The organism is Paraburkholderia sp. GAS334, from assembly GCF_050436625.1.
Lineage (GTDB): Bacteria > Pseudomonadota > Gammaproteobacteria > Burkholderiales > Burkholderiaceae > Paraburkholderia.
On the sequence record NZ_JBNDMO010000001.1, the window covers coordinates 48,239 to 61,353 of the forward strand.

At 56.1% G+C, this 13,115-nt stretch carries 9 protein-coding genes; 7 read left to right on the plus strand and 2 right to left on the minus strand.

What is annotated here, in order from left to right; genetic code table 11:
• The first annotated feature begins 95 nt into the window (after window positions 1-95).
• The 6 genes from P3T21_RS00200 (at window position 96) to P3T21_RS00225 (ending at window position 7,700) form a co-directional block, all read left to right on the plus strand.
• Window positions 96-614, plus strand: a complete 519-nt coding sequence (locus tag P3T21_RS00200; protein ID WP_429253920.1) for a methylated-DNA--[protein]-cysteine S-methyltransferase — start codon at window positions 96-98, stop codon at window positions 612-614.
• Window positions 615-1,375: 761 nt separating this feature from the next.
• Window positions 1,376-2,023, plus strand: a complete 648-nt coding sequence (locus P3T21_RS00205) for a response regulator (protein WP_429253921.1) — start codon at window positions 1,376-1,378, stop codon at window positions 2,021-2,023.
• A 10-nt stretch (window positions 2,024-2,033) separates the two neighbouring features.
• Entirely contained in the window at window positions 2,034-2,453 is a 420-nt protein-coding gene (locus P3T21_RS00210) for a hypothetical protein (RefSeq protein ID WP_429253922.1), read from the plus strand.
• Complete coding sequence (locus P3T21_RS00215; RefSeq protein WP_429253923.1) at window positions 2,401-3,957, plus strand: histidine kinase dimerization/phospho-acceptor domain-containing protein; 1,557 nt, start codon at window positions 2,401-2,403, stop codon at window positions 3,955-3,957. Before P3T21_RS00210 ends, P3T21_RS00215 begins: the two co-directional genes overlap by 53 nt.
• Window positions 3,958-4,430: 473 nt before the next feature.
• Window positions 4,431-6,170, plus strand: coding sequence for an ATP-binding protein (locus tag P3T21_RS00220; RefSeq protein WP_429253924.1), 1,740 nt, complete (start codon window positions 4,431-4,433; stop codon window positions 6,168-6,170).
• Window positions 6,171-6,287: 117 nt separating this feature from the next.
• Window positions 6,288-7,700: a TniQ family protein gene (locus P3T21_RS00225; RefSeq protein WP_429253925.1), complete on the plus strand. Its 1,413-nt coding sequence runs from the start codon at window positions 6,288-6,290 to the stop codon at window positions 7,698-7,700.
• Window positions 7,701-7,914: 214 nt separating this feature from the next.
• Here the strand turns inward: P3T21_RS00225 and P3T21_RS00230 are convergent, their stop codons facing one another.
• Entirely contained in the window at window positions 7,915-10,080 is a 2,166-nt protein-coding gene (locus P3T21_RS00230; RefSeq protein WP_429253926.1) for a hypothetical protein, read from the minus strand.
• Window positions 10,077-10,868, minus strand: coding sequence for a TnsA endonuclease N-terminal domain-containing protein (locus tag P3T21_RS00235; protein ID WP_429253927.1), 792 nt, complete (start codon window positions 10,866-10,868; stop codon window positions 10,077-10,079). The genes P3T21_RS00230 and P3T21_RS00235 overlap by 4 nt, the downstream gene beginning before the upstream one ends.
• A gap of 915 nt (window positions 10,869-11,783) precedes the next feature.
• On the opposite strand from P3T21_RS00235, the gene P3T21_RS00240 reads away from it, so the two are divergent.
• Window positions 11,784-13,094, plus strand: coding sequence for a hypothetical protein (locus P3T21_RS00240; RefSeq protein WP_429253928.1), 1,311 nt, complete (start codon window positions 11,784-11,786; stop codon window positions 13,092-13,094).
• Window positions 13,095-13,115 lie beyond the last annotated feature (21 nt).

The window sequence follows — 13,115 nt, forward strand, 5'->3', positions numbered from 1 at the left end:
ACGCGGTGCGGCACCAGACGATGCGCTACAGTGAGAGCGATCGACGGCGGTGTTTGACTGAAGGTGGAAGCGCTGCCAGAACCCACGAGCGCCACATGAAACAGTGCACACTGATTGCGAGCCCGTTCGGCGACATCCTGTTGCGCGCGGAAGACGACGCCCTGACCGGTCTCTTCTTCGTCGGCCAGAAGTATTTTCCCGACGAGCGCATCGACGATCGAGGTGGCGAAACATTGCCCGTGCTGCGTCAGACGCAGGAGGAGCTCGCCGAATACTTCGCGGGCGAACGCAAGGTGTTCACGATCAACGTGCAACCGTCGGGCACGACGTTCCAGCTTCGCGTCTGGCGCGAACTCGTGAAGATTCCCTATGGGCAGATCGAGAGCTACGGCGGCCTTGCCGACCGGCTCGGGCTCGAGGGCAACAGCGCCCGCGCGGTCGGCGCTGCGAACGGGCGCAACCCGGTGTCGATCATCGTACCGTGCCATCGCGTGCTGTCGGGCGCGGGCGACCTGACCGGATACGCAGGCGGACTCGAACGCAAGCAGGGACTGCTCGCGCTTGAGCGGCCGGCGATCACTTCAGCCCGGCAGATGAATCTGTTCGGCGCCTGAGCGTCGGTTCCGCAAACAGGCGGCCAAAAAAATAGCCCGTCCATACCTGGGCGGGCCGCTAAAACGCCGTTGTTACCTGGATCAGCCAGCCCGCACTATTGGGCGCTGACGGGTCCATCCTGAGCCGTTCTCCACCCGCTGTCGAGATGGTAGTAACGCCGATCTATCAGATCAATTCCGCTTCCATGTCCGGCTCGATCTCGCGCGCGTGACCCGCGAACGGTCGCGCTGAACAATGCCCCCTGACACCTGTATCGACGATGCGCACGACGGGTCAGTTCGCCGCGGCGTTCAATCGGGAACGGTCGTCAGGCAGTCGGATGACCTTCAAATAAGGCATGAGTCCGCCACTTCCCTTTGCGAAATATCTGAAATTCGAATCCCTGATTTAAGGGAAATACGATACCGCTTACCAAAAACGCCATTGAGAATGCACGACGCATAGTGTGGCGGGCAATCTTTATCCATGTAGTCCGGCGACCGGATCGGCGTCAGACGCCGCCAGGCTTGATAGCGGAGGGACGTTTTTGCTAGCTCGACGTTTTACCAATCAACACAATGGATTATCTCCATTGCATCTTTATACGCACCGCTCCTCGGCCGTGTGTTTCCGGAAAACCCAATATTCCTTGAGCGGCAGCCGAGAGGTTTTCGCCAATTCCACATTTGTGAATCAGACATTTCCTAAGGTTGGCAAAAAGGCTAAACTGCCTCCGAAAGCAGCCTGCACATTCCCCTCCGGCGTCCTAAGGAACAACGGCATGTCAGTGAAGCCCATACGTGTCGCGCTTGCCGACGATCATCCGTTGATTGTCGTTGCCCTGAGGGATTGCTTGCGACGGGCACCGGGTTTCGAGGTGGTGTGCGAATGCACGAACGGCAGCCAGCTCGTGCAGGCGCTGGCGCAGAACCCAGCGGATGTCGCCGTCACCGACTTCAGCATGGGGCACGGCGACGCGTCGCTCGACGGCTTCAACCTGCTCAAGCGTCTGACGCGCCTTTATCCCGACACGCGAATCGTCGTGGTCAGCGCGCAGACCAATCCAGGCGTTGTCCTGCGCGCGATGAAGCTCGGCGCGCGCGCCTTCGTCAGCAAGGAAGACCAGCTCGACGAAACCGTCCGCGCGTGCATCCACGTGACCGTCAGCGATGGCCACTTCTACTCGCCTTCGATCCGCGCGCTGCTCGATTCCGCTTCCGCCAACGCCGCTCCCGCAACCGAACTGACGCAGCGCGAACTCGAAGTGGTACGTCTGTACGCGCAGGGATCGCTGCTCTCGGAAATCGCGACCAAGCTCGGGCGTTCGGTCAGCACCGTATCGAGCCAGAAGACCATGGCGATGCAGAAGCTCGGCCTGCAGACCAACACTGATCTCATCCGCTATGCCTATGAGAACGGCCTGATCTGACGACGACGTCATGCAGAAAATTCTCGACCTCACGCAGGACTCACTCGCCGAGTCGTTCGCGGCGCTTGCCCGAAGCGCGCGACGGCAACGCTACCTTTACTTTGCAACGATTGTCACGCTGGTGGTGATCGTCTTCGTATCGGGCTTGCTGATGGCGGTACTGGCCGCTGCGCGGCATCTCGACTACCGGCGTGGACAGGTCGTGCAATACGCGACCGATGTGTCCGCGCTCGTTGATCGCGAGGCCTCGTTCCTGCGTCGCACTGAGCTCACTGTCCGCTACTTCGGCACGATCGACACGCCCCGTCCTTTGCCACCCGGCGTGGCCGACCAGTTGCGGCAGACGGGCACCGTGAGCGGTTTCGTCAAATTGCCCGATGCGCGCTTCGACGTACTGGTGCCGGAAAGCACACGCGCCGCGTGGGGGTGATGCACTCGACGAACATCTCGCGCGCCTTTATGAAACAGCTGACTCGACGCTGGCGACGCAGCGCGCGTTCGATCTCACGCATCGTGCGTATCTGTTCGGCCTGGCTGACCGCTATGACGTCATTCTTCCTGCCATCGATTCAGCACCGTCGGGCGAGCCGCGTGCGCCCGATGCCAGCGCGTTGACGCAATTGCGCGACATGCTGACGCGCGAACTCCAGTCGCGTACGGGAAAGAGCGTACCGGCGCGAGGCGGGCGGGTGTGGATTGGACCGTACCTCGATCCAGTGCAGCACATCACGGTGATGACAGCGGTGACGGCCGCCTACGAGGACGACAGAGCGATCGTGCTCATTGCCGCAAGCGTTCCCGTCGATATGTTTCTCACAGGCCTCGTCCGTCCAGGCGACCCGGGCACGCTGCTATTGATGACCGACAAAGGGCGCCTCGTGGCATCGTCACCGCCCGCTGCAACGGATCGCTCTCGCCGGTTGCAGGCAATGGCCAACGGCGTGTCACCTGGCCATTTCGTCTACTCGCGCGAAGGCGTGCTGCTTGTCGAGCCGACGCAACCGGGGTTCGGCTCGCTGATCTATTTTTTGTCGTATGCGGGCTTGCTGGGCGCGCTCAGCGTGCAGCTGACGGTAATCGCGGGGCTCGCGTTGCTGCTCGTCGCCGGCGTTCTGCTGACGGCGCGCTTCTGGGGGATGCGCCTGTTGCGCCAGTCTCACGCCGAAACGGCTCGTGCGCTGGAAAGCGAAACGATCAACCATATTCTCGTCAGCGCGACGCCCGTCGGACTGTGTATCGTCCGTCAACGCGACTACTCGCTGCTGACATCGAATCAGCTGGCAGCGGCGCTTCTGCACCTCGGAAGCGAGATGACGCTGCCGTCTCATATCGTCACCGCGTTTCGCGAGCAGGGCGGTCATGCGTTGTCGGCTTCGTCGTTCGCGAAGATCGCGGGCTTTATCGTGCCGGCGAAGCCGCTCGACGACGGCGGCGCGCATCCTCAATTCCTGCAGATTACCTACGCGCCTGCGCGTTACGACGACGAGGACGTGCTGTTTTGCGCGGTCCTCGACGTGACTGCACAGCAGACGCTCGAGCAGCAGCTTCGTGAGGCGCAACAGGCCTCCGAAGCGATGATGCGCGCGCGCTCGAACTTCTTCGCGTCGATGAGTCATGAAATCCGCACGCCGCTCAATGCGCTGCTCGGCAATCTCGAACTGCTGTCGCGTAGCCCGGGACTGGAGCCGCATGAGCAGCGGCTTCGTGCGGTAGGCATGGCGGCGGACGGCCTGCGCCGCATCGTGAACGACATCCTCGATTTCTCGAAGATCGATGCTGGCGAGATGAAGCTCGTCACGGAGACGTTCCGTCCCATCGACGACATGGAGAGTCTCGCGATGTCGTATTCGCCGATGGCGCAGGACCGGCCGATCCGCTTTTACACCCATCTTTCGGTGACGCTCGATGAGGTGTTGCGGGGTGACCGCGCGTGAATCGACCAAAAATTTCCTGCAAATTTCATTCAAAGTCGGCGCAAAAAATTCGCTGGAAGTCAGTATTGGCGCGAGACGAAAAGAAACTTGATTCGCAATGCAATGTGTCGAAACTTTGCCGTAAATTCAATTTCCTGAGGTCGTCGGTTTAACAAATAATCACCGCAATTATTCTACTGTGCGCCAGCATTTAGCAGGCTTTCGCCATCAAGCACAAGCGGAAGTGTATTTTTTATTCTCATGTGATAGCATCTTACTTGAGGTCTATTGACTTCTGCTTGCCGCCGGGACCCACCCGGCAAGCGGGTTGGCTGCTCGCTGAAGTAGAAGGTGCGAAGTACTATTGTTGTAACCCGTCTCAGCCGCTATCCAATTCCCCCTGACCTCATCGGACCGTCCGTCCGAGCACACTCATTTCCTTTGACTTGTGGATATCGCCGCAGCTTTGCTGCATTCGCGGTATTGGGGATTCAATGCAACAGCAAAACTTCAAGAACTTTCCGCCCTCGGTAGAGGATGTCCATCTTCGGTCTTTAATCGAGGATGTACCGCTTCCGGGGGGCAGCTCGGGATTTGCGCTGACGGGCGAAGATGACCAGCAAGGCACGTTCGCAGACACCGCAACCTTCGTCGAAAACGGTTATATCTTCAAGCGCGCGACATATCGGGCGGAGGTCGGACCATTCGCAGGCAACGCGTTCGTCGAAGCATTACCGCCGTTGATTGATAGCGAGGCCACCTGGAAAGTGCTTCGTCACTTGCCCGAACGGCGCACCAACGAATTTTTCGCATCGCAGCTTCATCACCGCATCGAGGCTCTTCACGATATCGAGGATATCTTTGTCCCGACTGACACGCACGCAGACGAGTTGTCGTCGGTGATGACGTTGGTTCGGCGAGGATACAAATATCGAAACCCGACCGCGCCCGAAGTGATGGCGCATATTTATAGAATCGCACAGTGCACCGACCACGAATGGAGAACCGGCGCGGCGACGAGGCTGCTTCAGGCTCGCAGTCCCTCAGGAGGCGCTGCTATGGGTCGGATGCTTTTCGGCCCCACTGGCGCGGGAAAAACGACGCTAGTAAACCGGATTACACGCTACATCGGAACAATACCGATTGTGCATACCCACATCGGTGGACGCAAACTGAAGGTCGTGCAACTGCCGGTCATCTCCGTGCAATGCGAACAGGCGTCCGACCTCAAGGCAATGGTCCGAAAAGTACTGGAGAATTTCGACGCCGTACTCGGAACCGACTATGCCCGGCTGACACGCAGCACTCAAACCCCTCTTTGGGCGCATTTGTCTCAACTGTATCGCGCAGCTACGTCAAACTATCTCGGGCTGCTAATCGTCGATGACCTGCAACGCCTAAAAGCACTTGACGAGAGGACGGAGGCGACACTCCAGGCGTTTTCTACATTCATGCAGGCTACGGGAATCCCGATTCTTAGCGTTGCCACAAATGGGGTCGAACCGCTACTCACTTCGCATTTGCAAGAGGGGCGCAAGTTGGCGGCGCGTGGACATCGCGAGTTGTCATTGCTTCCATTAGGCGCCGAATTTTATAAGCTTTGTTTAATGATGTGGGAATACCGAGTCAGCCACTCGGAACTCCAGATGCCCGTGTTCTTCCCCCAAGCGATTCATCACCACACGCAAGGCTTTCTGCATGCAGTTTCACTGCTCATCAGCCAGGTTTTTGAGGCGATGGCGAAGTCAGGCGACAAAGCCGAGCTGTCTGTGGCAATGATTGATAGCTGCGCAGCCACTCTCCTCGAATACGGTCCTTCAATCAGCATTTTGCGCGAGGTCGCGGCCGGGAAAAGCCCAAGTCGGGAACAGTACAAACGATTCGAACACCTGTTGCCGTATCCGCGCGAGAAAATTCAAACGCTCCACGAAGCGCAGGAACTGCAGAGCCTTGAGGAGCGAAGGAAGGTCGAAGCTGCTAAGCGACAAGCAAAGGCTGAGGCCGCCATCACGAAGGAAAAAGCAGCCGCAGAAGCAAAGGCCAAAGACGGTTCTGCGACTGCGAGCAACTCCAAACAGAGCAACGCAAAGAAAAACAATACATCGAGTCCGAGGTCGGGAAGAAAAGATGCCGCGCCCAAACAATCGCGGAAAAAACAAGTAACGGCGACGGCCTCGTATTCTTATGAGGCCGCAGTCGAGCAAGGACTCGTGCGAGAGACGCTTGACGACTAGTTTGGGCGGGTCCTTCTCCCGGCTCACGATTGCGGAAGTTGGTGACGCAAGCACTGGCTGCATTCTTTGACGGTTATTCCGAGCTACCTTTAACGCTAGATTTTTCTTACTATAAAAATGGCCAGACAACCACGTAAAGTAACCATTCTAAACCTTCCTCCATTTCTGCCCGGTGAAACGATTGTCGGGCACTTCATTCGTATTTGCATCGAGAATTGTGTGCTGCCGCTTGATACGGGTCGATACATTTTTGGGCGAAGCATCATCACATATCCTTGGACTCTATCCAGAGGACTGGAGCATTTCATTGAAAAGACGGGGAAAGTGCTAGGTGATTCGGAATCGATGATTGCAAATCAAACAATCTTCCCCGCAATCGCGCCGTTCCTGTCGGAACGCCACAGACAGCAGTGCGTCGAGGATATGCTCACGGCGCCCGGCGGCAAGGCCTCAAACAACGTTTGGCGCGGAAGGACGCGTGAGGAAATGAAGTGGTGCTTCCAGTGCATTGCGGAAGATACGAAAAAATTCGGTCACTCATACTGGCACCGGGAGCACCAGTTTGCTCTAGTCACGAGGTGTCTGAAGCACAAGATGCCGCTGCACACCGATTGCGGAGAATGTGCTGGTCATCGGCACAAAAATGTCAAGACTAGGCTGCCAGTTATGGAGTGCATCTGCGGAAAACCAGCAAGGCTTTATCGAATCCCGGGAGCAGAGGACCTTAATGGTATCTTGGAAGAGCGAATTCATGGAATTTTCGACAATCTTCTCGCTGACCCAATACCTGAAGAGGAATTTCCTTTCATCGCCGCCGCCATGCAGACACGGGCGACTGAGCTGGGACTGATGAACGACAGAGGGATTCAGATGGCAGAAATGAAGCGGCACATTGACACCTTCAACGCTCCTAATTTCTTCCACACATACGCTTGGCGGCGGGAGCGTCGCTTCACGTCTATTCGCCGCCACCTCTACCACGGAACTGTCTCCCCTGAGCTAGAATTCAACGTGATTCTCGTAGCTGTACTGTTCGAATCGCCTCAGCAATTTCGAGAAACGATAAGAAGGAAATTCAAAAGGTCGGAACTCCCTATCAACATTTGGGAGGAGGTTGATGGCTGGGGCCGAGAAACGATTGACCTTGATGACCGCCCTAACTTCCATAGCGGTGCAAGAAAAGTTAGAAGCATCCAAGCGGAGGAGCGTGATGAGCGTGCCAGCAAAATCATCCAAAGGAATTACGAAAGGGAAATAGTTTCTCTGGAAAAACCGAAACGCATGACCAAAAGCGAGCTTCTGCGGAGTGCGAGCCCTGTGATTCTTTACCAGACCGAAAAGTATCCGCGCTCCGCTGCTTTGCTGGCTGAGTACACGGAAAGCGATAGAGCTTGGTCCCTTCGACGGGCCGAATGGTTACTGACTAACCCTGGTCAATACGACATGGCTCAGATTCGGCGTGCAACGAAGCTCAAGGCCGCAGAATTGGAGTCGCTGCTGACTGAGATAAGAAATAGAAAGGAAGGTTGACGGACAGAATTCGGGCGGACCCATGTTATGAGGCGGTCCGCCCTTTCGAGAAAGACATCGTTATAGAGTGACTGCAGTTCGTCACGTCCTCAATTCATCGGTGACGTGTCGAGCATCTAACCGTAGCACCCGACATTGCCCCGACCTACGTACGTTGCTAGTCGTGAATCGATTCTAAAATTCGACTGGCAACTCTCGACGGCATCCCTTGTTCCTAGTTTTCCATCATTCTCCGCATGAAGTCTTCAGCTTCTTCATCGGACAAATTCGGCAGTGCCCGCACAGCCGGGCTTGGCATCAAAGAAGCTTTTCCAACCACTTTCTCGATTGTGGGCGTGACCTTGTCGAGCAAATCCTGCTGCTGCAAATGATATTCGATGTCTCTGGCGACTGCCGTTGACTTCTTGTTGATTCTAGTCTTCTTTATTGGGGCTGCTAGCGCAAGCGTTGGTTCGATATTTTTCTCCTGCTTCCGGGTGATGACTGCTTTGCTACGGGCGACCTGGAATTCCTGCTTGCGCGCGTCAACTTCTTCGAGGGTGACAAGCATACGCATCCGGTCCACCGCGATGTCTGCCCACGTCTTTTGACGGAGCAGGTCCGCCGAATAATTGTCAGGCAGCAGTATTTCGAGCCTACCTTCCGGGTTTCGCCAATAAAGTCTGGACGGCGTGAGCGGGTCCCAATAGACGTTCGTCCAGCAGTTGCGTTTGTTTCCGAGTGCCGAGATTTTGCTCAACCTGTACGCCATAAGACCTGGCGATGAAAACGCGTGTTTCTTGAATCGAACTCCACTTGGATAGATTGCCACATGCACGCGCCGCAGCAGTCCGAAATACAGCTCTTCGTCGCTCAGCCTCTTCGCTCGGCCGCCCCGCAACTGTTGCTGATTCCAAAAGTAAATCCCCTCCGGCGTCGGCGCTGGTGGACGCTCAGAATCCATCATTTCGCGAGTCAGAAGATGAGATACGTCCGTGAATTTATTGTGCAGAATAATCTCGTCAACGAGTTCCTTTCGAAATCTCCACGGCGTCCATTCAGCGAGGTCGATAGCTTTCTTCACCCGCTGGACGTCTTTAATTCTACCGGAGCCTTTGGTTGACCCCGGTCCGTACATCATCCTGTTTTGTATTTTTCCGAGCATGCCCTCTGCAGTCGGCTTGCCCTCGGGGTGGCCCGGCGGCGCCCAGATAATTTCCATCTTGAGCTCATCACACAAGGCGGCCTTCGCAGTCGCTGTCTTGGATACTCCACGGTCGAAAAAAATGCCGGCCGGATGGGCCCCTGTTCTCCAGTGGTGTGGCTCCAGCCCATATTCGGCCAACAGTTCATCTTTGGAAGTAAGGGTGCTGAACAGACACATCCGAACGCCGTCCCAATTCTCGGGGACCATACTGTCATAGAACCCCGTGATGTAATACGAGTATCTGTCAATGGCGACAATGAGGGTTGGCTTGCGGATTGCGCGTGCCGGCGCCCATGAAGCAATAAGCTCCTGAGGAAAGGGTGTGCCGTCTACATCCGTTATATCTCCCGCACCTGATGCAATATCTCGAGCATGCCCGCGCGCGTTCGCGTGGCGCTCCCGCATCTCTTTCGCACCGGCCTTTGCCTCGAGCCATTCTGGGGTAGATGTTACTTTCTTAGCGTAGGAATAAAAGGTCGTGTACTTCGGGCCATTGCCATTCGGGTAACTCTCGATGAGCATTTCTTCGCGGGTGGCGGAGTAGTTTTTGTCGGCGTCAATGAAGTGCGTCATCAACGCCTGGCGAATGGTTTCTTTATCGAATTCGCTCAAGTTACGGTTTGGCGCTCCCTTTTCCTCCCCGTGTAAAACTATTGATGCGTTTGGTCGGCCGCGAGGCGCGTGTCCCGCTTCCCTCGATTTTCCGGCTCCGCCAAATCGGGCACGAAGCTCCAGCATCGCGTTTGAGTTACACCCGAAGTTCCAGTACGCAACCAACAGCCTACGAATCGTAGACTCAGGCTTCCCGACTTTCTCACTGTGCTGTCGGAGGAGATGCCCACGCGTGGACTTCGAATATAGCTCTGGCGCAGACTCGGTGACCAAACTTGCGATAAGTGCGTATCTATCGTCTCTGACCTTCTTAATGTTCTCGGGTATTTCGGCCTCCGGGAGAATCATGTCTGGCAAGACGATATGGTCTTCGACCTGTTCGAATCGGTCCGCGAGTTGCGCCTGCACGATGTTGTATGGCCTTCGCTTCGGCAACTTTGTGCCCGTGGGTGTTACCTCCGACACGGGAAACAGATATATCTCGTTATCGTGCTCGTTAATCCACACTACGCGCCAGAAGGCTTGCTTCTTCTTGGGAAGCAACTCGCGTAAAAGTTGACCCTCTTCCAGATTTTCCTTCATAGCAACACCAGCGGAGAGTGAATATTGCGAAATTTCGAAAGGTCAAGGAACAGCAACTTCGAAATGCACGCCACCGCAAAGAACGTATACGCGTCGTTGAGCGTGCAGCCGAGCTGTAGCGCTGAATCACTCAAAACGTCCTCGAAGCTGTCATGCCCGTTCGCTGACTTGCGAACAAGAGCCGCCAACAATCGCGCGCTATCCGCATCCGCAGCAATCTCGGAATATTGTGCCCACAGCACGACCTCGCGACATGCCCGCCCCTTAGAGGTTGGCATTTGCTCCTCCGTAATCATTCGCCAAGACCACCCGTGCTGAGCACAAAAGGCTTGCTCTCGCTCCATCCGCCGCCAGGTTGCTGCGAGCTTGAGTTCTTCCTTTGATTTAACGGAGATTGCACCGCTGCGATATGGCTGGTTGTCATTGGCCGCGAGCGTGTAGACGAAATCGAGCGTTGGAACCTTGTTCCTCGGGACTCTCTTTCCCGTCCGCATATAGCGCGCAACCTCGTTCGGGTCGAAAAACGGATATTGTTCGCGCCAGTCGACGACGTCCGGCTGCAGATGCAACCAGTAATGCACGCTTCGTTCGAGGAATGAAAGCAGTTCGTAGCCTCGACTCGAGATATATCCCCATGTCACGTTTGCTAAGCTGGTCGTGGCCGTCGTTGCATCGAGGAACGACCTGTATTTCATTCCGTTCGGTACGCCCCGCCCGTCGACCGCTGGTAGGTCAGGGCAAACGAGTAATTGATACGGAGACAGATGGTCAGCAGCTTTCAGGAGCATTTGATATTTACAGTTGTTTTATATAGGCTAGGGCGTTCAGGCGCGCGTCGAGAAGCATCGAAGTAGGTGCTCCGACCGGAAGTGCGCGGGAGCCGAGGCCAATACACCGAGCGAGCGGACGGGAAATGGCACCGTCGTTTATGCGGACGGTTAGTCTGCGGTTATCTAAAACTCGCTGGCTGCCGGGGTTCTCGCTGCGCGCGAAAGAGCGCGCTAATCAGCAGGCGGCCGACGGCTGAGCTCTTTCATTTCACCGATTGAAATGCCGATGAGAGCTGTTTCAAAGTTAGCGGCCACTGCTTTCAAGACGGACTCTGGCGTTGTCGCGATTGCGGAGCCTCTCGGCATCCCCGTGCGTTGGTACGCTTCGCGTCGACGACGCGGAGAAGTTGAGACTTCGAAGCTCTGGTGGTTCGAAGGTCCAGCAGGTTTCAGGCTTGCATGTTTCATGAAATCCCCAATGCCGCGCTCGCGCAGAAGGCGAGTACCGACATCCACAAGTCAAATTGGAATGAGAGTGGCCGGGCGATTAGCCCGATTGAGGTCAGGGGAATTGAATGTGGCTGGGGACGGGGTGCTGCAATCGTGTACTACGCGCCTTCCGGTTCAGTGAGCAGCCGACTCACTTGCCGGGTGGGTCCCGGCGGCAACCAGGAAGTCAATTGACCTCTCTTGTACGTTATCACAGCACGACATCGTTTAACAAGTTAAACGAAAAACAACCCTCAGATGGCTGAAAAGAACTGATTCTTTATAGACCTTCACCACGACAATTCTCGTGTAACCGACGGCGGTTACCAGGTCGCGATTTGCGTCGGGCCATTCCAGAAGAAGCAACGGGCTCCCTCTGGACAGTCGGGCCGCAGTCGATTAACTGCGGCGGTACAATGCATCGACTAACAAGACATAAACATCATGGGCCTGCTTTCCAATCGCCGTCTTGCCGCTATGACGCACCAACTTGCCGCTTCTATGGGGCAAACGTGGTTCTCCGATACTTGCGGACGGCTCGTTCTGAAAAATTCGTCAGCAGTCGCGGCGCAATGGGAAGTTCTGATATTGCACGCGTTGAGTCAGGCCGGCACAGTCCAGTCCGCACCTGAAGTAAAGGGGCGAACGAGGCCCGATGCCATCTTCACTCCTAATGGCGAGACACAAGGTGTCTTGGTCGAAATCACCGCCCTTTCGGATGAAGACCAACATGGCGTGGCTGCAGTCGAAGCATTCTGGTCTGAATTGCGCCGCGTGACGGCGAAGCGCGGACTTCTTCAACTCGGCGCTTTTTCTGTCAACATCGCGAGACGAGAAGGAAGCATGGAACTGGCGCTGCCGGTTGCGCACAAAATAGCTGAGTTGTTCAAGTCCCCTCTGTTTACGACTTTCTTCTCTGAAATTCGCAATCAGCCGCTGCATGCTCATGAACTGACCTTCGAAATCGACGGAGGCAGGTCTAGCGTGGGTTTTCGGCCCGGCGCACAATTCTCTGGTGGCACAGGACCGATGGCCGCTGAAATTGAGTCGGTCGGAGACAACATCATTGTTAAAAGACTCCTTTCAAAGGCGAGCCAGGTTAAGAAATCGGGTCTCGAGATGCCTGCGATAGTGTTCCTGGCTGACAACGGATGCCGCGCGCTTAGTCGTCATGGAGTGTCGCCATGGAATCCAGTAACGTATCCGAACATCATCGACCAATTCCTGAACGGCCCCGGCTCCCGTCATCATTTCCTGACACCGCCGACACAGCGTTCCTCGAAACGCACAACCAGTCTCAACGCTGTCTACGTGATTCGTGTCGCCAACAACGGCGGCCTCGAGTGCGAAGTGACCGCCAATACGACCAAATGCAAGCACCCGCTCCCGGACGCGCTAGCCGGCGCAGTCGAACGCGGGTTGCGGACGATACCCATGCCGATGACAACACCGGCAAACGCATGCAGCGAGCTTAAATATCCGGCCAAATTCGGAGGATGCCAAATGTCCGGCAACAGAGTAAAAATGTCCCTTCTCACCCTTCAGGGTCTGCTCACAGGCCGCATAAGTCAGGCAGACTTTGCAGAAGGCCATCCTGAGTTGGTCAGCAAACTGTGCCGCGACGAAGCAATGGGATTGGCGTTCTCGTCTGTCAACATTGAGTTTGACGAGAGTCAAGATGACGACTGGGTGATTTTTGAATCGGAACGCCCCTCGCCCGCAGGGCTTGCCGAGCTGCTTTCCGTTAAGCGGTAGGCCGATTGACCCCATCTCGTA

What these genes read in the sequence shown, in the direction of transcription:
- P3T21_RS00200 (WP_429253920.1), top strand. Translation starts at nt 96, where the DNA reads ATGAAACAGTGCACACTGATTGCGAGCCCGTTCGGCGACATCCTGTTG.
- P3T21_RS00205 (WP_429253921.1), top strand. Translation starts at nt 1,376, where the DNA reads ATGTCAGTGAAGCCCATACGTGTCGCGCTTGCCGACGATCATCCGTTG.
- P3T21_RS00210 (WP_429253922.1), top strand. Translation starts at nt 2,034, where the DNA reads ATGCAGAAAATTCTCGACCTCACGCAGGACTCACTCGCCGAGTCGTTC.
- P3T21_RS00215 (WP_429253923.1), top strand. Translation starts at nt 2,401, where the DNA reads ATGCGCGCTTCGACGTACTGGTGCCGGAAAGCACACGCGCCGCGTGGG.
- P3T21_RS00220 (WP_429253924.1), top strand. Translation starts at nt 4,431, where the DNA reads ATGCAACAGCAAAACTTCAAGAACTTTCCGCCCTCGGTAGAGGATGTC.
- P3T21_RS00225 (WP_429253925.1), top strand. Translation starts at nt 6,288, where the DNA reads ATGGCCAGACAACCACGTAAAGTAACCATTCTAAACCTTCCTCCATTT.
- P3T21_RS00230 (WP_429253926.1), bottom strand. Translation starts at nt 10,080, where the DNA reads ATGAAGGAAAATCTGGAAGAGGGTCAACTTTTACGCGAGTTGCTTCCC.
- P3T21_RS00235 (WP_429253927.1), bottom strand. Translation starts at nt 10,868, where the DNA reads ATGCTCCTGAAAGCTGCTGACCATCTGTCTCCGTATCAATTACTCGTT.
- P3T21_RS00240 (WP_429253928.1), top strand. Translation starts at nt 11,784, where the DNA reads ATGGGCCTGCTTTCCAATCGCCGTCTTGCCGCTATGACGCACCAACTT.